Raw genomic sequence first — 24,274 nt, forward strand, 5'->3', positions numbered from 1 at the left:
TTAATACAACTACATGAAAACCCCGGAATGGCAGACAATACAAATCCAACGAATCAGGTTTGATTGCATCTTCAAGGCTTACTCATTCCATAAACTAAATGCGTCGCAGGTGCAAACCAGATTTCTGTCTCCCCAGGCATCATCAACCCGAGCCACCGCCGGCCAAAATTTATTCTCTTTGACCCACTGAAGTGGGAAAGCAGCTTTTTCTCTGCCGTAGGGATGCTCCCAAGAGTCCGAAACCACCACATAGTCGGGATGAGGTGCATTTTTCAGAACATTATCCTCACGATCGGCCGTCCCTGCCTCTATCTCTTTGATCTCAGAAAAAATAGTTTTTAAAGCCTCTACAAAGCGATCAAGCTCCTCCTTCGACTCACTTTCGGTGGGTTCAACCATCAGGGTTCCGTGAACGGGGAATGACACCGTTGGCGCATGATAACCAAAATCCATCAGTCGTTTGGCGATATCAATTTCAGAAATTCCCGTGCTGGCTTTTAGCTTCCGGCATTCAAGAATCAGCTCGTGCCCCACACGTCCTTGTTCTCCAGAATACAGCACCCCAAAATCATTTTTCAACTCACAAGCCACATAATTGGCATTCAGTATGGCTATTTTGGTGGCATATGTCAATCCGTCGGCTCCCATCATTTTAATGTATCCGTAGGTAATGGGCAAAATACCCGCACTTCCCCATGGTGCAGCAGAAACAGCAGAAATACCTTTCCGCATATTATCGATAACATTATGTCCGGGAAGAAACTCCACAAGATGAGACGCGACGGCAATAGGGCCGACACCGGGGCCTCCTCCGCCATGAGGTATCGCAAACGTTTTATGAAGGTTAAGATGACATACATCAGCACCAATGGTCCCCGGACTGGTGATACCCACCTGCGCATTCAGGTTGGCGCCATCCATATATACCTGACCACCATGCTTGTGGATAATATCACATATTTCACAAATGGATGCCTCAAAAACACCGTGCGTCGATGGATAGGTAACCATCATGCAAGCCAGTTCATCACTGTATTTTTCTGCTTTCTCTGCCAAATCCTGCACATCAATATTTCCTCTCTCGTCACATTGTACTACAACCACCTTCATTCCCGCCATTACAGCACTAGCAGGATTAGTCCCGTGGGCAGAGGAGGGTATCAGCGCCACATTCCGGTGACCCTCATTTCGCGACTGGTGATAAGCCCTGATCACCATCAAGCCGGTATACTCTCCTGCAGCTCCTGAGTTGGGCTGAAGCGTCACATCTGCCAGTCCTGTAATCTCAGCTAAATCGGAGCGCAATTCGTTCATCATCAGGTGATAACCCAATGCCTGATCAACCGGTGCAAAGGGATGAATAGAGGTAAACTCCGGCCAGGTAAGGGTTGCCATTTCCGACGCAGCATTCAGTTTCATGGTACACGAACCCAGCGATATCATTGAATGTGCCAGCGAAACATCTTTACGCTCCAGACGTTTGATGTAACGCATCATCTCCGTTTCGGAACGATAATGTCTAAACACTTCCTGTTCCATATAACCCGAAGACCTTCTCAAAGAATCTGGAATCAAACAACCCCCTTCAAAATCTTCTATATTAAGGTTATTTCCATCCACCATTCCCAAGAAAATGTCCGCCAGCTCCTGCACGTCACTTTCCGAAGTGGTCTCATCCAGACTAATGCCAACGACCAAAGGATCATCTTCAAAATACCTAATGTTAATTTCTTTCGCCAGCAACTTCTCTTTAAGATTTGCGGCAGATACCTCCTCCGGCAGTTTGATTCTCAGTGTATCAAAAAATGTATCGTTGAGCGAAACAAAGCCCTTGCTTTCCAAAGCATTCTTCAATTTCACAGTAAATGTATGAATCTTCAGCGCAATATCCCTCAAACCATCCGGGCCATGCCATACACCATAAAACCCGGCCATTATTGCCAAAAGAGCCTGAGCAGTACAAATATTCGAAGTAGCCCGTTCCCGCTTTATGTGTTGTTCTCTGGTTTGCAAAGCCATTCTCAGAGCCGGTCGCCCGGTAACATCTTTCGAGACCCCAATTATCCGTCCGGGCAGATGACGCTTATACTCATTTTTAGCCGCGAAGAAGGCGGCATGAGGACCACCATAATACAAAGGAACGCCAAACCGCTGAGAAGAACCAAAGACAATATCCGCGCCCCATTCACCCGGTGGGATAAGTAATGTCAGGGCCAACAAATCGGTTGCCACCGCAATCTTTCCACCTTGTCGGTGGACCTCCTCTGCGATGGAACGGAAGTCTCTAATTTCTCCATTGGCATCCGGATACTGAACAATCATTCCAAAATGTTTGTCCGGGTCATATTTTTCCTTGCCTGCATCCGCATACTGAAGATTTATGCCCAAGGGTTTCGACCTGGTCTCCAACACAGCACGTGTCTGAGGCCACATCCGTGAATCAACCAGACAAGTATCCACTCCCGATTTCACCTGAGAGCGACTTCGTGTATTAAACATCATAATCATAGCTTCGGCTGCGGCAGTCGCTTCATCCAATAGTGATGCATTGGCCAACTCCATACCCGTCAGTTCCGCCACCATGGTTTGGAAGTTAAGAAGGGCTTCCAGTCTTCCCTGAGAAATCTCCGATTGATATGGCGTATATGAGGTATACCAAACAGGATTTTCCAAAACATTCCGAATAATGACCGGCGGAGAAAACGTATTATAATACCCCATCCCGATATAGGTCTTAAATACTTTATTTTTGGAAGCGATTCGTCTGATCCGTTCCAAATATTCCTGTTCGGAAATAGCCGGGGATAACTTTAAATCCTCTTTCAATCGAATGTTGTCCGGCACTGCCTGACTTACCAATTCGTCAAGCGAGGATACGCCTGTTTTTTCAAGCATAAGGGCCACATCGCCTGCAGCGGGACCAATATGCCGGTCTTTGAACTCTTTCATATGGAAATGTTTGGATTGTTTTTTTTCATCAAACTCACTCAGAGTGATTCCTTCGATCAGTAAAAAAACAAATTAATACCATTCACAGCAATGATATTTGTCAAAAGGATATCTCAGCACAAAAAGGGATTGGTTCTTTTTTCCTCTCCAATGGTTGTTTTGGGACCATGCCCGGGATAAACCACAACATCATCAGGTAAAACCATCAAGCGACTCTTGATCCCGTCGATAAGCAGCTTATGATTGCCGCCAGGTAAATCGGAACGGCCCACACTGCCTTTGAATAATATATCACCGGCAAGTAAAACTTTATTTTCTGCCGAATAAAAGGCTATCCCGCCAGGGGAATGGCCGGGAACATGAATCACCTCAAAGGTGGTAGCTCCCAACTCGACTCTATCGCCATGGTTCAGATGAACAGCAGGAACCGGTGGATCCCGGTCAACCGCCATGCCAAATGAAGCTGCCATACTTTTGGTTTGACCAATCAAAAACTCATCCCCTTCATGAGCCATGGGATCCAAACCATATTTCTCAGAAACAAAACGGGTACCCAACACATGATCCACATGCAAATGGGTTTGCAAAAGAAGCCGAGGAACCACCTTCAACTCAGCAATCTTCTCAACCAATCGGGCTTCTTCATGATCAAATAACATGCCCGGATCGACAATGGCACATTCACCACTATCCGTATAAACAATCAGGGTATTTTCCTGAAACGGATTAAAAACCAATGGTTCTATATGTAGCATACTCTAATGTTTTTGGTTTATGATTGTTTCAATCTTTTCTATAGTGCAAGAAATATTCCGCCAGCCTTTTATGCTCCAACCACCTGTCGCTCTATCATATTACTACCATCTTCCCTACGCTCTTCAATCTATCCAAATATTCAACCCTATTTTGCAATGCCCTTTAACATCGGCACAAAAGCAAACTGTCCAAAAGTTTCTTGCTCGAAGTCTTCTTCAGATAAACGCCTGATCCGCGTCATTGTTTGCGAACGCTCACCCAAAGGAATCACCATAAGTCCATTGGTTTTAAGCTGAAGAAGTAAAGCGGAAGGCACCTCATCAACTGCTGCCGTTACAATAATTTTATCAAAAGGGGCAAATTCCGGAAGTCCTTCATATCCATCGCCCAAAAACATTTTAACATTTTTGTAACCAATGGACTTCAACAAACGGGAGGTTTTAGAATACAACCGGGATTGCCGTTCAATGGAATAAACCGCGGCTCCCATTTCCGATAAAACAGCGGCCTGATACCCTGATCCCGTCCCGATTTCCAACACCTTATCCTCCGGGGTTATCTTAAGTAAAGAAGTCTGAACCGCAACCGTATAGGGTTGTGAAATGGTTTGTCCTTCTCCTATGGGAAACGCCTGATCCTTGTATGCCATGTTAACAAATGAACTGTCCATAAACAGATGGCGCGGTACTTTACCTATGGCCTCCAACACTTTTTTATCGGTGATCCCTTTTCTCTCAATATCATTTACAAGCCTTTGGCGCAAACCCTTATGTCGAAAAGAATCTTCTAAATTCATATTTAATATTGAGAATTCATTTTAAACATTTCTTGTCTAGTCTCAAATCAATACCTCAAAGAAACACATAAAATCATCAATTTAGAAATCATCAATATTTTTCTCTCCTATTTCTATTCAGTCCGAACCACAACATCAGCTCCGAAGTGCCTTTGACACAAATTTCCGAGCAGCCGCCTCCTTTTTTATTCAGGCATTTGAATCCCCGTGTTTTTTAATCGGTTTGAATGTTTTTTTGACCGAGTTAGTCAACAACTATCTGGCTCTAAAAAAAACGGGGTTGTCTGCTGTCAAACAACCCCGTCTCATCGGCAATTATCACTTCGTTTACTGCTTCACTATTTTTTGCCAATAGACTTTATCGGTAGCCTCTACCATCTTCAACAGGTATACTCCTTTATGCAGACCGGAAACATTTATCGTTTCTCTTCCCGAAACGTTTTCCAAAAAAACCATTCTTCCCGAATAGTCATATATGGCAATTTCTTTAATTCCCTGATCACTTTCTGTTTGGAAGGTCAGTGTGTTGGAAACCGGATTAGGATAAACCCGTATCCTCTCCTCATCAATCATTACTTGGGGACCGGATGAAGTGATATTCCTGAACCCTTCAAGTTTTGAAGAGGTGAAAAAAGCAAATTCTCCGGGATCTAGCGTAACTTCCATATTCTGATCCGACACATTAACACTATCACCCACAAAATGATTGTACCACCATCCTGTTTTACTGAAAAGAGGTTTAACCCTCGTTGTTTCCAAGCCAAAGTTTCCAACTAACCGCACATCCGTATCAGAACCGTTTAGCCGAATATACTTTACCGGATCATTAACTTCCAACTCAAAATCTGCGGTAGAAAACACCTCATATTTTTTCTTCAGGTTAATGATATTCGCAAAAACCATCCAAAGCGTTTCCCGATAATAGTCCTCCAGGTATTCCCATTTGGGTGGTTTCTGACTCAGCCGTCCCCCATCATCAATACTTATGTCATATCCCATTTCACCAAACTGCCAGATCATTTTGGGACCGGGTATCGACATCAAAAAGACCGCAGCCATGCCAAATCTGTCGGCAGCATTTTCAAGCTCCTTAACTTCATAACTACCGGATGAGTTGCCATAAGCTTGGGCTTTAAACATCAATCGTTCCTCATCATGACTTTCCATATACGCCACCACATTGGGGTTGCTCCATCCCCGTTGCTTGTATGATGCCCATGAAAAATCGGACTTCCCGTCTTCATGATAGCCCATAATGGCTTCCCCAAAAGAATAATTCATATTACCCCACAGCAGAATGCCATGATCGGCCAGGACCTTCTCTTCCGAATTTTCAGAAAGATGTTCGAAAATAACATAGGCATCCGGATTCTTTTCCCATATCTTATCGGCCATTCGCTTCAAAATATTGATCCTTGAAGCATCAAAATCACTGGCCCACGATGAAGGACCATACGGGGTATTGGTAAAACCTTTGGTAAAATCGAAACGAAATCCGTCAACCCGCAGTTCTGTCATCCAGAACGATGTAATGCTATCAACCAATTCCTGAGTATAAGGACTTTCATGATTAAAATCATAACCCCACTGTGCATCTGCATTCTGCATATTATGCTCCCGATTATACCAAGGGTTATTCTCGGCCGGCTTACCCCCTTCCAGATACATTTGAGCCAATGGCGACTGACCATAGCTATGGTTCAAAACCAAATCCATAATCACCGCTATTCCACGCGCATGACATTCATCCACAAATTCCTTGAAGTCATTAAAGGTTCCGTAGGCTTTATCTGTGGCGAAATAGAAGGATGGATTATAACCCCAGCTGTCGTTACCTTCGAACTCATTGAACGGCATCAGCTCTATGGCGTTGATCCCCAGCCGCTGCAGGTAATCGAGTGTATCGGTAACAGTTTTAATGTCCTGGTTTTCGGTAAAATCACGAATAAGCAATTCATAAACAATCAGATCTTCCGCATCAGGAGCTGTAAAATCCGCTGTTTGCCATTCGTAGTCCTCCGGAGTGGTAGTAAAAACGGAAACGATTCCGTCGGCACCATCCCCTTCGGGATAGGATTTTAAGTTAGGATAAATCCGTTCGGGAATATACTTATCATTCCACGGATCCAGCACTTTATTGGCATAAGGATCGGCCACTTTAACCTCTCCATCGATATAATACTGATAAGCATATTCTTCTCCGGGTTCCAGGCCCGTAAGAGTCAGCCAGAACATCTCACCGTCTTTTTTCATTTGTGCTTCCGGACGGGGTTCCCAATCATTAAAGTCGCCCAGCACGTAAACATACGATTTGTAAGGAGCCTGCAAAACCAAAGTAACACTATTATCATCCAAAATGTTGACACCCTTTCTCAAGCCGGTGGGCATCGCTTCTTCCACTACCGGTTCCCGTATATAGAAGTCAACAGTATCGGCATCCGTTTCACCGTCATCCCCGGTAGCAACAAGAATAAGCTGATGACTCCCTTCATTGGGCGCACTAAAGGAATAACTCAACTCTGACGAGGTTATGGAAGTCACGGTTGTTCCATTAAAAAGCAGTTCCAGGGAAACAGCCTCTTGGCCCTGCCCCTCTACCTCAACCGTCTGGCCGGGTTCAAAGAGTGCCCCATCCACAGGTTGAGTCAATACAGCAGTTAGCTCAGGCTCGTAAACATTCACAAAAATATCTTTGCTTCCGGTATCTTTCCCTTCCAGATAAGAACCGTTTACTAGTTCTCCACTGCGAAATACAAAGGCCAATTTCAGAACTGTTTCACCATCCGGGACTTCATAGTAAGTGCGAATATCCGGAGAAATGGTCAGCTGATAGGTGTTGGCATCGACCCGCTCTAATTTTGTCTTGGCCTCATTCTCCCCCCACTCGGAAATAGTATGTTTCCAATCGGAAGAACTCGTACTTTCATTGGTTATTACCCCGGTATGTGCGTACACATCACCACTGTAATCTTTCAACCCTCCCGTTCCCTCATCGGCATGGAAGGTGACAATGACCTGGTCGGTTTCGGTTGGCAGGGCAGGTTCTGTAGTCACTACCTGGCTGTAACCTGAAAAAGACAGGATTAATATAAATATTGAAGTAAAAAATTGTCTCATCAGCATAAAATTTATATAAGTTATAGATCTGATGGAACTCGTATGACTCAGATATTGTTCAGTTCCTTTTGTCATGCCCGTTTCTTCGAAGAAATTTTTATCGAAAATAAAAGCCCAAACAACAACTTATCTCATTAACAACCATTTTAAAAACTTTATTAATAGCACTTTCGCAACTCAGTTGTTGAATTCAACACCCGAGCTGCGAAAGACACACTTCTACATTCTAAATGCAATATACCAGTTAAAACAACATTGCCTTTTCAAAGAACAATTCAAAAATTAATTTTTGGTCAATGTTGCAGTATTATTCCACGGATCTAACGTGATGGTATAATTCCCGGCTTCTTCAATTGCCATATTTGCCCCACCGGGGGTGAGCGCATTTATATCGCCACCTAAATCATAATCCCATGCATCATCGGCTCTGAATTTAAATTCTCCTACCACCATATCCAGTGTTGCGGTAAATACCTGATTCGTCTCATCCCAGGTCATATCGGTATCGGTACTCCATTCTCCCGGAGTAGCTGATCCAATAACCCCCCAACGATGTGCGCTGTATTTATACTCATTGGGCGTACTCAAATCCAGCGTTACCGCATAATCAGCTTCAAAATCAACGGGGATATTTTCTCCTCCGGCACTTAATGTTCCATCGGCAGCATCACTTCCATAGTTGTAATCCCAGGAACCATTGGCACGGAATTTAAACTCCCCAACGGTAAAGTGGAAAGCACCCTTCAACACTTTAAGCGAACTATCGTAAGTTAAAAGCGTTTCAACATCCCATCCATTAGGAGTAGCATTACCGACCACACCCCATTGCATGGCAATCAAAGAATAGGTCATATCACTCAGATTGGCCTGAATCCTATAATATCCATCGGCAGGAACCGGAATATTGTTACCCGGATTGGTTAACCCACCGGAGCCGTCATCGCCAAAGGTGTGGGCATCATCCCATGAATGATCCGTGGTCAGTTTAATTTCACCAGCTGTAAGGTATACATAACCCTCTGCCAATCCATTGCTCTCGGCTGTTGAAATTATAAATTCCGCATTATCACTATTGTCCCATTCATTATAGTTGCCAACAATCCAGAACTTTGTTATATCGGCCAATGTGGTAAATGAAATGTTTTCACCGTAGGCTGTGCCATATTCATTGGTAGCAAAAGCACGAACATAATAGGTGGTGTTCATTTCCAGTTCGGTCAATTCTTCCACAATTACACCAACGCCATCTCCACTGTTAAGAACATTGTCTTCAAGAGTCGGGTTTTCTGAGGTACCCCATACAAACCCGCGAGCGGTTACCGTTCCCCCTCCATCATAGGTTACTTCACCGTTTATGATGGCGGATGTTTTTGTAACATTGTCAATGGAAGAGGTGACTACAACCGGAGCATCTACGGGCGTTTTGAACGTTACCTGCAAACCATAACCGGTTCCGGCACTGTTGGTAGCATAAGCACGAACATAATAGATGGTGTTTCCTTTTAATCCCGTCAGGGTACTAACAAATTCACCCAACCCTTCACCATCATCTGTCTTTTGATCTTCTATAGTAGGATTTTCTTCCGTGCTAAAACAAACACCACGTGCCGTAACCTCTGCACCTCCAGCAACAGTTACTTCTCCTCCACTTTTGGCAGAATTACCTGTTATATCACTTACTATTTCCATGGTCGTAACGGTTGGCACAACAGGAAGGGTCGTAAAACTCATTTGTTCCCCATAAACGACCCCGTTAGGTCCAATACCATAAGCACGCGCATAATAAGGGGTGGCATAATCCAACCCTCTCAATGTTACGTTAAATGCGGCTTTGTCTGTATCTCCGGTGTATTCCACCTTATTGTCATCTACAGTTGGATTTTCAGTTGTACTGTAACATACTCCCCGTTCGGTAAAACCGGTTCCTTCGGTAAGAACAAAACCTTCTATTACAGCACTATCAGAGCTTATGCCCATCGATTGGGTAGTCTCTATTGCCGGATCTAACCGCACTTCCGACATATCTTCCGTACAGGAAGACCCAATTATCGTCATCAGAAGGACAACAAATAAACTCCCGTATATATTTTTTCGTTTCATAACTTACGATTTTTCAAGTTTTGAAGACAAGCCGGTAAAACCTTATTTCACTTAAATAAAGGAAACTACCGGCTCATCCCTCTGTAATTATTTAATCGTTTTCAATCAGTTCAAAAGTTCCGGTGGCATCTCCCGTCAGGGTAAGAATAATGGTATAGTTTCCTGCGCTAACGGCAATATTATCCCCATCTTTTACCAAATTATCTTCCGTACCTCCAAGATTCCAGCCCCAATCATCATTCAAACGGAATTTAATCTCACCATCCGACAGATCAGTTGTAATAACCCAGGTTCCGGTTTCAGCATCATAATCCATCTTCAAATCGGGTGCATCCCAGCCGTTGGGTGTAGCAGATCCTACTACTCCAATCATATTGGGTACTGCTTCGAAAGTAAGATTATTAATATCTACATAAAACTTATACCAACCACTTTTTTCAATCTGGATTCCGTCACCGTCAACAACCAATGTTCCTCCGCTTCCTCCATATTCCGTTTCGGCATCGGGATCATAAAGTGTGAATGGCATAGACTCATCTAATTTCACCAAGCCATAATAGTTTCCGTCTCCTAAGGATGATTCTATTTTTTGATCCATTCCGGAATTGAGTAAATTAAGCCGTGGCAAGCCGTACAAACTAACATCAGCACTCTGAATTTCAGAAATATACTCAAACGGATTGGTACCCGTACCGGGTGCTCCGGTACCACCATCTACAACAAGAACTGCACGTAAGCGGAATTCAACGGTAGATGTTTCATCTGCCGGAAACTTCTTCAGCAAAATGGTATTCAATTCACTTACCTTGATTTTTATAGATTCAGCTTGAACACCCGAATAAATCTGAACCGCATCTTCAAAATTTGTTCCCGGCATTGCTGCCTCAAGAATATATCGTGCTGAAGATTGGAATCCCGCATCGACAGGCGTTCCGACAAATTCCAGCGTATCGTTTCCGATACCACGCCTAAGGGTTAAATCAGGAATTGTTTGAATGGTCGGAGCATTTGGGGTTTCCAGCATATAAACCTTTTCTCTATCATCTTCACAAGAAAAAAGGCCTGCCGTTATCCCAATAAAAGCCAGAAATATGAATATATTATTTTTCATTGCTTGATCAATTTTAGTGAATTAATATCCGGTGTTTTGCTCTATATTTGGATTAGCAGATACTTCATCGCCCGGAATCGGGAAAATATTCAGGTGATCAGAAGTTGATGTACCTTCAAAGGTCCCTCCTTTCCACTGCCAGTGATAAGTCCCGTCGGTGAATTGTCCGAAACGAACCAGGTCGGTACGACGCTGAGCTTCATAATAAAATTCCCGGGCTCTTTCATCCAAAATGAAGGCTTCGTCCAAATCGTCGGCAGTAATATCTCCACTGTTGTCTCCATAAGCTCTGCGACGAATAACATTTATATCATCCACCGATTCCGTAATATTACCCAAACGGAAATTAGCCTCGGCTCTCATCAGGTAAGCATCTGCCAACCTGAATATTGGAAAATCAGTACAGGCATAAGCTGGATGATAATTTTCCGGCTGTGAACCATCAATATTCAGAGCAGTGAATTTATAGACACCGATACCATAGTCACCACTGGCTGAAGGACTGGGTATATCCACTGATTTTTTAATCTTAAGATAAACCCTCTTATCTTTCACTTCATCAAAGGTGGAAACATCCGAAGGAATGGGATTATCGCCGTAGGTAGCCAATGTGTCCACCATAATATTCATAAAATCTTTCCTTGCCCTGTTTCCGTTCCAGTTGGTATTTTCAGTCAACCCATGATATACTTCAGCAGGAAGGTAATCAGCATCACTGCTCGACTCGATAATAAAGGTTGTGCCTACGTATCCCTGAGTATGAACACCATCCTGTTCCCAGGCAAAAATCATTTCCGGATTGTCGGGATAATGATTATTCCCGCTAAAATTTTGCCGGTAATCATCTGCCAGGGCATAAGCACCACTCTCTAATACTTTATTAGTATAGATGATACAACTATCCCATTTGGCGGTTCCTGTATAAACTTCGGCATTCAGGTATAAACGTGCCAGCAACATCCAGGCAGCACCTTTATCAGCCTGAGGATAAGATGACCCCGGTTCGCCCAAATCATCCTCAATATCCTTGAGTTCAGTCACAATGTAATTAAAGAGATCGGCACGCTTAATCTGTTTGGGATAAAATTTACCTACGCCATCCTTTTCTGTGGTGAAGGGTGGATTCCCGAAAAAATCCATTTGCCAAAAATAGGCCAATGCCCTTAAGAAACGAGCCTCGGCAACATAATTCATTATTTCAGGATCGTCACTTCCCTGATTCAACTGAATGAAATCATTGGCGTAAGTGATGCTCAATCCAAGACGTTGATACAACGCGGTTAAAAAGGGATTACTGGGACTCCAGGTCTGAGTATTCAAATCAGAGATGCCAATATCGGTCCAGCCACATATAGCCTCATCAGTGGTAATCTCCTGTAAATTCCATAATGCCCGCATGGTGGTAAAAAAGTTCTCATCGGATGCAGCAATATCCGCACCTCCATTTTCTCCCTGACCCGCAATAACAAAGCTGGCATATATCTTCCCTAACACCTGTTTCGTGTATTGGGGATCGTCTCCAATATTCCCGGAAAGGATCGTATTTGGATCTTTGGGAGTCACATCCAGATCATCTACACAGGATGAAAACATCCATGTGAAAATCAAAACTCCTATTATTATTAATATCTTATTCATCGTTGTTGCTTTTTTAAAATCTGAAGTTAGTAGGAAATGTTTATACCAAGCATAAATACCTGAGGCCGAGGATACAGATTATTATCAATACCATCCGACACTTCAGGATCAATTCCGTCATAATCGGTTATGGTCCAGATATTCTGAGCACTTAACGTAACATATGCCGAAATATCCTTCATTATATTTCCAAAATTGTATCCAACACTTACATTATCCAGCTTAAAAAAGGAGGCGTCCTGAACAAAATAATCACTGGTAAACTGTCGTTTTACAAATTGAAACTCATTCAACACTCTTGGAAAATTTTTCCAGTAACCAATTTGTTGCATCTGATCGTAGGATGCTCCCGCAGCCACCTGATTATATACATAGTTTCCAATACTGGCCCGTCCGGATGCTGAGAAATCAAAGTTTTTGTAGTTAAACCTTAAGGACATACCCATTAAATAGTCGGGATATGGATTTTTGAAGATGTATTTATCATCGTTATCTCCGTTTACTGTTCCTCCTTCTCCTGAAAGATCAACGTAAAGACCTTCAATGGGTTTCCCATTCGGATCATAAACTTGTTTATTCACGAAATATGAATAGGCTGTTTCACCAACCCGGGTAACCTGTTTCTGACCTGTCATTCCGTCGCCATACAAAATCCCGATATAATTCGGATCATCGCTCAACAACAATTTTGTAATGGTATTTTCATTGTAAGTCAGATTAAACCCTACATTCAGGGACATATCTTTAGTAGATAAAGGAATCAAATTCAAAACAAATTCAACCCCTTCATTTTTAAGGCTTCCAACATTTGTTAAGAGCTGATTGGAAAAGTTACTACCTGTAGGAACAGTAACCGTATTAAGCAAATCTTTGGTTTCCCGTTTGTAAACATCCACGGAACCTGAAATACGATTTTTGAAAAACCCAAAGTCCAGCCCAATATTTTGAGTGGTTGTCTCTTCCCATTTGATATCCGGGTCGTAGGCATCTGGCCTTAAAGTGGGCAAAAATTCTCCCCCTATTTTGTAGTAAGACCCCGGCGAAGATAAAACATAGGATGCCTGAGCAGGATAATCATTACCAATATCCTGTTGTCCGGTGATACCCCAGCTAATCCTCATTTTCAAATCCGACAAAGCATCAAAATCTTCGAGAAATGATTCCTGATTAATTTTCCATGCCAACGCTGCTGATGGGAAAAAGCCCCATTTGTTATCATCAATAAACCGGGATGAGCCATCATTTCTGAATGTTGCCGTAAGCAGATACTTATCCATCAAAGAATAATTCAGACGGCCAAAAAATGATACAAGATAATTTTCAGTGATCGTCGAATTGCTGGTAGGCTTCACATACCCCTCTTCCCCTTCAGGAATAAGACCATGCGTTTCGCTGTCACTTTCACGATGAAAATGCTGCCAGGAATAACCTGCTGTGAGATCAAAGTTATGAATGTCACCCAGATCTTTCTTATAATTCAGATAAAAGTCCAGCAAATCATTAGAATTATTAGCACTGTAATTGTTAACTTTTCCTGTAAAATCACCATCCAATTGGCCATTGGTGGTCACTGGTCGATTGTTGTGACCTTCGCTATCGATACGATCGGTCGCAACATTTAAATTGGCACGTAGATCGGTTAGAAAGGGCATTGTATAGTCCACCCGCATATTGGCAATAATCCTTTTAACGGTCGACCGATTGTCTACTTCCAAAGCCTGTTCTACAGGGTTGGGAGTTCCCAGGTTGGCACCATAGTTATCCCACTGAAAATAACCGTCAGAAGCAGGATTACCATCTTTTACCGGTTGTGTGGGGTCCATATTAATAGCTGAACCGATGGCTCCCTCATCACCAAAATTATTATCCGTGATCATCCCCTTCACATTTACATTAAGCTTTAAATATCCATCCAGCAGGGTGGGCGATAAATTTAATGCCCCGGTAAAACGCTCCATATCCGTGTTCTTAAGAATTCCTGCATCATCGGTATACCCCACCGACAAGCGGTATGGAAGCTTTTTATAGGATCCGGAAAAACTCAAATTATGATCCTGACTAAAAGCATCCCGAAATATCTCTTCCTGCCAGTTAGTATTGTAACTACCCAACTTATCAAGGTTACTAACACCAAATAGCTCCTTTTTTTCTAAAGCAATTGCACGGAATTCATCTCCTGAGAATACATCCACATATTTAATGGGACTTGAGATGGACGTTTTTACATTATAGTCAATTTTTAAAGGAGACCCTTCCTTCGATGATTTGGTCTCTATTATAATAACCCCATTCGAGGCCCTTGAACCATATATAGCAGTAGATGATGCATCCTTTAATACAGTAAAGGATTCAATATCGTTAGGATTTACTACCGTAAGGATGTTATTATTCCCTGATACATCATTGTTATCCAAAGGCACCCCATCCACTATTATCAACGGATCATTGGATGCATTCAAAGAAGAACCTCCACGAATACGTATGGTGGCACCACTGCCTGGTGCACCACCACCCGGGGTAACAATGGCACCTGCACTTTTCCCAACCATTAATTCCTGAGCTGAAGTAATGGATCCTTTATTAAAGTCCTTTGAGGTAACAACGTTAACGGCTCCGGTAGCATCTCCCTTTTTCACTGTTCCGTAACCGATTACTACCACTTCCTCCAGTCCCAACATATCAGGTTCAAGGGCAATATTTATGACTTGTTTATCTCCTACAGTCTCTTCAACAGATTTATAACCCACAAAGGAAAACACCAGAACATCCTCAGGGGATACATTGATAGAATAAGACCCATCAATCTGTGTGATGACTCCCTGAAACGTTCCTTTTTTAACTACAGTTACTCCCGGCAACGGACCACCGGTATCTGCATCCGTCACAACTCCTGTTACCATGGTTTCCTGGGCGGCAACTCCGGTATATAAGCCCAGCCCCAAAAAGAGAAACAGGATTTTAAAGAAATTAAACTGTTTTTTCATAAAACTTTAATTTAAAAATAAACTTGATTAATGACCTTTAGATAAATCCCTTACAATTTATAAGGACTTCCTGTTCGGTAATTTTTCTGCTTTCAATAAATTCTCCGGGTTGTTACTTAAAAATGTCGTTACATTTTTTCCCGGGTAAAATCATCTTTCTTCATTCACAAAATTAGACCAAATGCATCCATTAATAAACATTTATTAACATTAACTTTCCTTTTTTTTTGTGAAAAGTTCTGCAAACGAAACCGCAAACGTTTGCGGTTTCGTTTGCAAAAAAACACCTGCTTTAAAACATTTTCCCAAATTTTCTGCAAACGTTTTCGAAGGTTAATTTCATCACTGTAAAATTAATTTATGTCATGGGGCGGCAACTGGCATGACAGAGCTTGATACATCCTTTTTTGTGACAATCTCTCATTGTCATGCAGCAATAAGGAGATTTAATTAAAGCCCCTTCTGCCTCTGCGCTGCACAATTATTTCTTGTTGTGACCAACTTAGTTGGTCATACTCATCTCATGCGCTTTTACCCCCGGGGAACCCATCTTGCCCATAAATCCGAATTAAGCCCATCAATGCATTTTGTTAAAAGAATCAAACATCTGAAAATTCCGAGCTCCGCCGCAAGTTGAAATCCGAAAATTGCCGCTTCTGAAGACATTTCATGCCTCAAAAATCACCTTTCATAAATTTTTTTCAAGAAATCATTCCTCTTTTTTATATCTTTAAAATGTTATTGCCAAAAAATCAAAATTTAAACTCAGACCAAAAATTTAAATCTTAAGAAACAGGCGAGACCATATTTAGCGAAACAAACAAAGAGAAAAATTTGGCTATGCGAGTTCTCCCTGCCGACCCCGTTACTTCGGGGATGATTTGGGAAAGCTTAGGGAACCAACAAATTTGTTAAACTGCACACCAATGAAGTCGAACCACATCACACTCAAAGATATAGCCCGCATATTGGAATTATCACCTTCAACGGTATCCAGAGCCCTAAAAGATCACCCGGACATCAACGAAGAAACGAAAAGGTTGGTAAAGACCTTTGCAAAAAAAGTAAACTATCGACCCAACGCTCTGGCTCTTAGCCTAAGAAGACAAAAAACCAATACCATAGGTCTCATCATTCCCGAAATTGTGCACCATTTTTTTTCTTCCGTCATTAGTGGCATCGAAGATCTGGCCTATGGCGAAGGCTACAATGTCATGATTTGCCAGTCGAACGAAAACTATCAACGTGAAGTCATCGACACCCAAGCGCTGGTGGACCACCGTGTGGACGGCATTCTTGTCTCGGTCAGCAAAACCACCAAAGATTTTACTCATCTCAAAAAAGCTCATGAAAATGGAATCCCCATGGTATTTTTTGACCGGGTGTGTGAAGAGATAAACACCGATCGCGTCATCACCGACGACTTCAAAGGCGCACACATTGCCACCTCTCATCTCATTGAACGGGGATGTAAAAAAATATTACACCTCTCTGCCCCGCAGCATCTTATTATTGGTAGCCAGCGCACCGAAGGTTACAAACAAGCGTTGAAAGACAACAACATACCCGTCAACGATGAGTTCATTGTTAAATGTGATACCCGAGAGTATGTGTTCAGCCTTCAGGAGCACCTCATCAAGCTGATAAGTGACCAAAAAATCGACGGCATTTTTGCCGTTAACGACAGCACCGCCATCGCTGCCATGCAGATCCTTCAAACCGCCGGTTGGGACATTCCAAGCCAGATTAAAGTGGTTGGTTTTGGCGATGGACCCAATGCAGAAATTGCCTATCCCCCCCTTACCACCGTGGAGCAAAAAGGGTATGAAACCGGTCGGGAAGCCATGCGATTACTTTTGCAACGTTTGGAAAACAAAGACCTGAACATCGATTATTCCACCAAAGTTTTTACCCCCACCTTAAAATTGCGACAATCAACCTGACCATCCTATCGTTAAACGGTAAATTTTCAAATAGGGCGTTTGCCATACCAACCTGTTTCCAACACCAAGAAATCCGAACGTTTCGAAAACGTTTGCAAAATCTTGTTGTGTTTTTCTCTTTTTTTTCGCAAATGCCCGAAAGTCAGCAAATCAACGGACTTACACCCCACCTTTAGCACCACCTCCCACTTTTTTCGAATCGGTTTTTTATCAAATATTTACATTAATCCTTACATTTGCATTGTTCGGTATTTTTCTTCTTTCTTCAATTCCGGATAATATTATATATGGTATAATCCCTACCGTTCAGGTCCACGGATAAAATACTCATTGGAGGTCCATTAGATCTCGTCATCTTTCTTCACCAATAAAACATTTTAAGGGTTTCGGGCTCTTTTTTCATGATGCATTCCGCATGGAACAAGTGTGACAACAACAGCTTTTCAGGCAGATTGCATCCAGCTCAACAAAAAAAGAGGAGCCCTGTACCATGGAAAATTCTGATTTAAAGGAAATCGTGCAACTATGAACAAATTACCTCGGCTAACCAGGACCCAAATCTGGAATATGAGTCTTGGTTTTTTAGGAATACAATTCGGCTTTGCGCTTCAAAATGCCAATGCCAGTCGTATCCTACAAACTTTCGGTGCCAACATCGAACACCTAGGGTGGTTTTGGCTGGCGGCCCCCATCACGGGGATGTTGGTACAACCCATCGTTGGCCATTACAGTGACCGCACCTGGAACCGTCTGGGACGCAGACGTCCCTATTTTTTGGTTGGGTCGCTTTTTGCCGCATTGGCACTGGTCTTTATGCCCAATTCGGAGATGCTGGCGGCCATTATTCCGCCCATGTTTGTGGGAGCCGGCATGTTAATGATTATGGATGCCTCTTTTAACGTATCCATGGAGCCCTTTCGTGCTCTGGTGGCGGATAAGCTGCCACTGGATCAACGCACCGCCGGCTTTGCCGTTCAATCCACCCTTATCGGTATAGGAGCGGTTGTCGGATCCTGGATCACCTATATCCTGGCGGAATGGATGGATGTTTCCAAGGTGGCTCCGGAGGGCAGCGTCCCCGACAATGTGGTCTTCTCATTCTATTTGGGAGCGGCGGTCTTAGTTATTACGATTCTTTGGACCATTATCACCACCAAAGAATACTCACCCAAAGAGATGGAACAGTTTCATGGGGCTGAAAAAAGTTCACCAAACGAAAAAAAAGTAAGTGGCATCGTTCAGATATTCAAAGATTTTATCGCCATGCCCCGCACCATGAAACAGCTGGGACTGGTTCAATTTTTTTCCTGGCTGGCGCTTTTTGGCATGTGGGTTTATACCACTCCTGCCATTGCTCAGCATGTTTACAATTTGCCGCTTACCGACACCAGCTCCGCCGCCTACAATGATGCCGGCAACTGGGTCGGTGTTCTCTTCGGAATATACAATGGAGTGGCTGCCTTGTATGCCATGCTGCTTCCTTTCATTGCCAAAAAAACCAGCAGAAAGACAGCACACGCTGTTTCATTGCTTTTTGGCGCAGCAGGATTATTATCCATCTATTTCATCAAGGATCCCAATATGCTCATATATCCCATGATTGGTGTGGGGATTGCCTGGGCAAGCATTCTGTCCATGCCTTATGCCATCCTCTCGGGCGCATTACCGCCCAGAAAAATGGGAATATATATGGGCCTCTTTAATTTTTTCATCACCATACCACAAATTGTAAACGGCGTTTTTAGCGGCCCGATCATCAAAGCTTGGTTTCATTCTCAGGCCATTTATGCACTGATTATTGCCGGTGCCAGCCTGATCATTGCTGCTATAACAGTCTATTTTGTTGAAGACAAAGAAAATTAACCCATGATAAAAGCGTGTATTTTTGATTTAGACGGTGTTATTGTTGATACGGCACGTTACCACTTCATTGCCTGGAAAAAACTTGCCGAAGAACTGGGAATTGATTTCACCGAAAAAGACAACGAACGACTGAAGGGCGTCAGCCGAATGCGGTCACTCGACATCCTGCTGGAGCTGGGAAGTTTGGAGCTTCCACAACAGAAAAAAGAGGAACTGGCTCAAAAGAAAAATGAAAACTATCGTTCCTACATTCTGAAAATGACGCCTGATGAGATATTGCCCGGCGCACTGGATTTCATCCGTGAACTGAAAAACAACGATCTATTGATCGCCCTTGGGTCGGCCAGCAAAAATGCCATGACCATCCTCGACCGACTGGAACTTACCCCCTGGTTCGATGCCATCATTGACGGCACCAAAGTATCGGCGGCCAAACCTGACCCCGAAGTCTTTTTAAAAGGCGCAGAGGCACTAAAGGTAGACCCGAAGAATTGCGTGGTGTTCGAAGATGCCGAAGCCGGCGTGGAAGCTGCCCTTAGGGGCGGAATGAAATGCGTCGGCATCGGATCGGCCCAAACATTGGGAAAGGCTCATCTGGTAGTCGAAGGACTCAATGAGATGAACCTCAACAAACTGAATCAACTGTAGGATTTATTGCAACAGAAGAGTTTAAATGTGACACGGTCACCATTTAATTTTATTGAGATGATGAGACAATATTTGAAGAACGACGAGTGGAAAATCATTGAAGAAGGATTAAATCCTGATCATCATAAAGCATCGGAAAGTATTTTCAGCCTGGGAAACGGGCTGATGGGACAACGGGCCAACTTCGAAGAGACCTGGAGCGGTCCTTCCCTCAGAGGCAGTTACATCGCCGGCGTCTATTACCCCGACAAAACCCGTGTGGGATGGTGGAAAAACGGCTACCCCGAATACTTCGCCAAAGTAATTAATTCGCCCAATTGGATTGGCATCGTGGTAAATATCAACGGTGAGACGCTCGATCTTTTTAAAGCGCAGAAAGTGGAAAATTTCGTGCGCATCCTCGACATGAAAAAAGGGGTTTTGCAGCGTGAGTTCACCGCAACGCTCAACAATGGAATAAAGGTGAAGGTTGCCACGGAGCGCTTCCTCAGCATGGAACGACCCGAAGTGGGCGCCATCCGTTATTCCATTACGCCCGAAAACAAAGATTGTAAAATCATTGTAACCCCCTACATCGACGGTGACGTTAAAAACGAAGACGCCAACTACGACGAAAAATTCTGGAACATCCTATCTACCAATGCTTCTGACCATGAAGCATCGCTCTTGTCGCAAACCAAAAAACTCGATTTTAAGGTCGGATTTGCTGCCAAAAGTAAAATTTCCGGTGGAGAAATAACAGATATTCAACCCATCCAAAACGTCTCTTTCGCCGGCAGCCAGTTTTCAATTGATGCCAAACAAGGAAAGAATATTATCATTCATAAATATGTAGGCGTTTGCAGTTCTTTAAATCACCCGGAAGAACTTCTTTTGGCCAATGCGCAACGACAAGCCGCCGAGGCGGCCGACATCGGCTTCGACCATTTGCTGGACGAACATGCTGCCCACTGGGAAAACATCTGGAAACATAGTGACATCAAAATCTCAGGCGATGTGGCGGCTCAACAAGGTATCAGGTTTAACATTTTCCACCTCAACCAGACCTATACCGGCAAAGACGAACGTCTAAACATCGGCCCCAAAGGTTTTACCGGTGAAAAATATGGTGGCAGCACCTACTGGGATACCGAAGCCTATTGCATCCCCTTCTTCCTGATGACCGCCCCGCAGAAAGTGGTAAAAAATCTGCTGATCTACCGTTACAAACACCTGGATAAGGCCATCGAAAACGCACAGAAACTGGGATTCACCAACGGGGCAGCCCTTTACCCCATGGTTACCATGAACGGCGAAGAATGTCACAACGAATGGGAAATAACCTTCGAAGAGATCCATCGTAATGGGGCCATCGCCTTTGCCATTCACAATTACATCCGTCACACGGGTGACGAGGCCTATCTGGAAGATTACGGTCTGGAAGTGCTCATTGCCATTGCGCGCTTCTGGAGCCAAAGGGCAACCTACTCTCAGGAGAAGAAAAAGTTTGTCATCCTTGGGGTAACAGGTCCCAACGAGTACGAAAACAACGTCAACAACAACTGGTATACCAACAAAGTGGCGCAATGGTGTCTCAACTATGCCCGGGAAGCCATCCTTATGGTTGAGAAAAACAACCCCAAAAGGTTGGAAAAAATCATCCAAAAGATCCATCTCGATCGCAATACGGAAACCAATCTGTGGAAATCCATTGCCGAAAACATTTATTTCCCCCACAACCACGACGAAGATGTTTTCCTGCAACAGGATGGCTATATGGACAAAGAACAAATTACCACAGACGAGCTCAGTCCTTCCATCCGCCCCATCAACCAACACTGGTCGTGGGACCGCATCCTGCGCTCCTGCTTTATCAAACAGGCGGATACCTTACAGGGGATCTACCTCTTTGAAGAGGAATACGACACCCAGACCATCCGGCGCAATTTTGCCTTCTACGAACCCAGAACGGTACACGAGTCATCGCTGTCGCCCTGTGTCCACAATATTCTGGCGGCACGCATTGGAAATCTCGACAAAGCCTATGAGATGTACCTCAGAACCAGTCGTCTCGATTTGGACGACTATAATAACGAAGTTCACGAAGGGTTACACATCACCAGTATGGCCGGAACATGGATGTCCATCGTGGAAGGGTTCGGCGGCAAACGCGTTTACGACGACCGCAAATTACGTCTGACACCCATCATCCCCAAACAATGGAAAGAGTATTCATTCCGTATTCGCTTCCGGGGAAATGACCTGGAAATAAAAGTTGACCAAAAACAGGTGGAAATAACCTGTCACGGCACCGGAAAAACTTCGCTCCTGCTGTATGGCGAAGAAGTCACTATTCCGGCCGGAAAATCTATTGTCAAACCTTTAAATGCTAACTTCTATGCAAAAAATTAATCTTCTCACCATACTGATATTAGCGGCCCTGGCAGGCTCCCTTGGCAACGTCCGGGCGGCCGATAAAATCCGCGATCGGCTCGAACCACCTTCCTGGTGGATCGGCTTCAAAAATCCTGTGGTACAGGTGATGGCATACAGTGAAAACATTGGTTTGCTGAGGCCCGAAATCGACTATCCGGGTCTTTCCATCCAAAAAATCACATCGGTAAAGAACCCCAACTACCTCTTTATCGATATTTTGATTGATGACAACGCCGCACCGGGAACGGTAGCAATCCGGTTTAAAGATGGTAAAAGGGTCAAAAAAACCATGTCGCTCGAACTATTGGAACGACGCGAAGGCTCTGCCCTCCGCGAGGGTTTTAACAGCTCCGACGCCATCTACCTCATTATGCCCGACCGCTTTGCCAACGGCAACCCGGCTAACGACAACATCGATGGCATGTTGGAAATAGCCGACCGTAATGCCCCCTACGGCCGTCACGGCGGCGACCTGGAAGGCATCAAACAGCACCTCGACTATATCGCCGGCATGGGATTTACGGCCATCTGGCTCAACCCCGTACTGGAAAACGACATGCCCCAATCATCCTATCACGGGTATGCCACCACCGACTATTACAAGGTAGATCCCCGTTTCGGCACCAACGAAGAGTACAAACAGCTGGTGGAAGCAGCCAACCAAAAAGGCCTCAAAGTGATTAAAGACATGATCTTCAACCATTGCGGAAGTTACCATTGGTGGATGAATGACCTGCCTACCGACGACTGGATCAACTACGGCCATTTCATCCGTTCCAACTACCGGCTGTCCACCATTTCCGATCCCAACGCTTCTGAAGCCGATCTTAAGCTGGCCACCGAAGGGTGGTTCGACAGCACCATGCCCGACCTGAACCTCCGCAACGAACTCCTTCTCAACTATCTGATTCAAAACAGTATCTGGTGGATTGAGTATGCCGGTCTGCAGGGGATTCGTCAGGACACATACCCCTATCCCGACAAACACGGGATGGCAGAATGGAACAAACGCATCAACCTGGAATATCCCAACTTCAACATTGTTGGTGAAGCTTGGATTGGTGATCCTTCCAAACTCTGCTACTGGCAAAAGGATTTCCCCAACGCCGACGGGTTCAACTCTCACCTGAAATCCATCATGGATTTCCCTCTCATGGATGCCATGCATAAGGCCTTTAATGAGAAAGGTGGCGGATGGAGCGACGGACTGATGCGCCTCTACAATGTTCTGGCCGACGATCATCTCTATCCCGATGTAAACAATATCCTGGTATTTCCCGAAAACCATGATGTGGGAAGAATCTTTACCATATTGGAAAACGACATTCGCAAAATGAAGATGGTCGCCGCTTTCTTTGCTACCGTCAGAGGCATCCCCCAATGGTATTGCGGAAGCGAAATATTGATGGCCGGTAACGGATACGACGGTCATGCCAATATTCGTCAGGATTTTCCCGGTGGATGGTCGGGCGACCCAACCGATGCTTTCACCAGAGAAGGCCGGACACCCGAACAAAACCAGATGGTGGATTATCTTTCCAAAATCCTGAATTTCAGAAAATCAAACAAAGCCATCCACCACGGCAAGACCCTTCACTTTGTACCCGAAAACAATGTTTATGTTTTCTTCCGCTATCTGGATGACGAAGCAGTCATGGTGATACTCAACAATTCGGACGAGGAAAACAGAACCATTTCGGGCGATCGGTTTGCCGAAATATTGAGTCGTTACAGCACCGGCAAAGACGTATTGTCGGGACAATCGCTCAACACCCTCGACCGCTTTGACATCGATGCCAAGTCGGCAAGAATTATTGAACTGAAATAACACCATACGATTTTTTCCGGCCTTATCACTACCCAGGTACCCGAATCCGTGTTTTTTTTAGATCCGGGCTTGAAAAAATCCCTTGATGAATTCATTCCCCTGCACTCACGGGTGCAGGGGAAATTC

The 24,274-nt window shown here is 44.0% G+C and carries 13 protein-coding genes; 5 read left to right on the forward strand and 8 right to left on the reverse strand.

Going from position 1 to position 24,274, the window contains the following annotated elements; translation table 11 throughout:
• Positions 1-78: 78 nt before the first annotated feature.
• The 8 genes from gcvP to ACT29H_RS01210 form a co-directional block, all read right to left on the reverse strand.
• Positions 79-2,949 carry an aminomethyl-transferring glycine dehydrogenase gene (gene gcvP, locus ACT29H_RS01175; protein ID WP_444819760.1) on the reverse strand — a complete coding sequence of 957 codons (2,871 nt, stop codon included), beginning with the start codon at positions 2,947-2,949 and terminating at the stop codon, positions 79-81.
• A gap of 113 nt (positions 2,950-3,062) precedes the next feature.
• A complete protein-coding gene (locus tag ACT29H_RS01180) occupies positions 3,063-3,704 on the reverse strand; it encodes an MBL fold metallo-hydrolase (protein ID WP_444819761.1) in 642 nt (213 codons plus the stop codon).
• Between the two features lie 146 nt (positions 3,705-3,850).
• Entirely contained in the window at positions 3,851-4,501 is a 651-nt protein-coding gene (locus ACT29H_RS01185; RefSeq protein ID WP_444819762.1) for a protein-L-isoaspartate(D-aspartate) O-methyltransferase, read from the reverse strand.
• A gap of 327 nt (positions 4,502-4,828) precedes the next feature.
• Positions 4,829-7,618 (reverse strand): alpha-amylase family glycosyl hydrolase, encoded by a 2,790-nt coding sequence (locus tag ACT29H_RS01190; protein ID WP_444819763.1) that lies wholly within the window; start codon positions 7,616-7,618, stop codon positions 4,829-4,831.
• Positions 7,619-7,900: 282 nt separating this feature from the next.
• Positions 7,901-9,718: a SusF/SusE family outer membrane protein gene (locus tag ACT29H_RS01195; protein ID WP_444819764.1), complete on the reverse strand. Its 1,818-nt coding sequence runs from the start codon at positions 9,716-9,718 to the stop codon at positions 7,901-7,903.
• A 91-nt stretch (positions 9,719-9,809) separates the two neighbouring features.
• Positions 9,810-10,829: a SusE domain-containing protein gene (locus ACT29H_RS01200; protein ID WP_444819765.1), complete on the reverse strand. Its 1,020-nt coding sequence runs from the start codon at positions 10,827-10,829 to the stop codon at positions 9,810-9,812.
• Between the two features lie 21 nt (positions 10,830-10,850).
• The gene (locus tag ACT29H_RS01205) at positions 10,851-12,467 is read right to left on the reverse strand and encodes a RagB/SusD family nutrient uptake outer membrane protein (RefSeq protein WP_444819766.1); all 1,617 of its coding nucleotides are present in this window, start codon (positions 12,465-12,467) and stop codon (positions 10,851-10,853) included.
• A 26-nt stretch (positions 12,468-12,493) separates the two neighbouring features.
• Positions 12,494-15,451 carry a SusC/RagA family TonB-linked outer membrane protein gene (locus ACT29H_RS01210; RefSeq protein WP_444819767.1) on the reverse strand — a complete coding sequence of 986 codons (2,958 nt, stop codon included), beginning with the start codon at positions 15,449-15,451 and terminating at the stop codon, positions 12,494-12,496.
• A 926-nt stretch (positions 15,452-16,377) separates the two neighbouring features.
• Between ACT29H_RS01210 and ACT29H_RS01215 the strand changes: the two genes are divergently transcribed.
• The 5 genes from ACT29H_RS01215 (at position 16,378) to ACT29H_RS01235 (ending at position 24,148) form a co-directional block, all read left to right on the forward strand.
• A complete protein-coding gene (locus tag ACT29H_RS01215) occupies positions 16,378-17,394 on the forward strand; it encodes a LacI family DNA-binding transcriptional regulator (protein WP_444819768.1) in 1,017 nt (338 codons plus the stop codon).
• A 525-nt stretch (positions 17,395-17,919) separates the two neighbouring features.
• On the forward strand, positions 17,920-19,257 hold the full coding sequence (locus tag ACT29H_RS01220; protein WP_444819769.1) for an MFS transporter: 1,338 nt from the start codon (positions 17,920-17,922) through the stop codon (positions 19,255-19,257).
• A gap of 3 nt (positions 19,258-19,260) precedes the next feature.
• A complete protein-coding gene (pgmB, locus tag ACT29H_RS01225) occupies positions 19,261-19,905 on the forward strand; it encodes a beta-phosphoglucomutase (protein ID WP_444819770.1) in 645 nt (214 codons plus the stop codon).
• Positions 19,906-19,962: 57 nt separating this feature from the next.
• Positions 19,963-22,296, forward strand: a complete 2,334-nt coding sequence (locus ACT29H_RS01230; RefSeq protein ID WP_444819771.1) for a family 65 glycosyl hydrolase domain-containing protein — start codon at positions 19,963-19,965, stop codon at positions 22,294-22,296.
• On the forward strand, positions 22,283-24,148 hold the full coding sequence (locus ACT29H_RS01235) for a glycoside hydrolase family 13 protein (protein ID WP_444819772.1): 1,866 nt from the start codon (positions 22,283-22,285) through the stop codon (positions 24,146-24,148). The genes ACT29H_RS01230 and ACT29H_RS01235 overlap by 14 nt, the downstream gene beginning before the upstream one ends.
• Positions 24,149-24,274 lie beyond the last annotated feature (126 nt).

Origin of the sequence: Thermophagus sp. OGC60D27, from assembly GCF_052400625.1 — a bacterium.
GTDB lineage: Bacteria > Bacteroidota > Bacteroidia > Bacteroidales > Marinilabiliaceae > Thermophagus.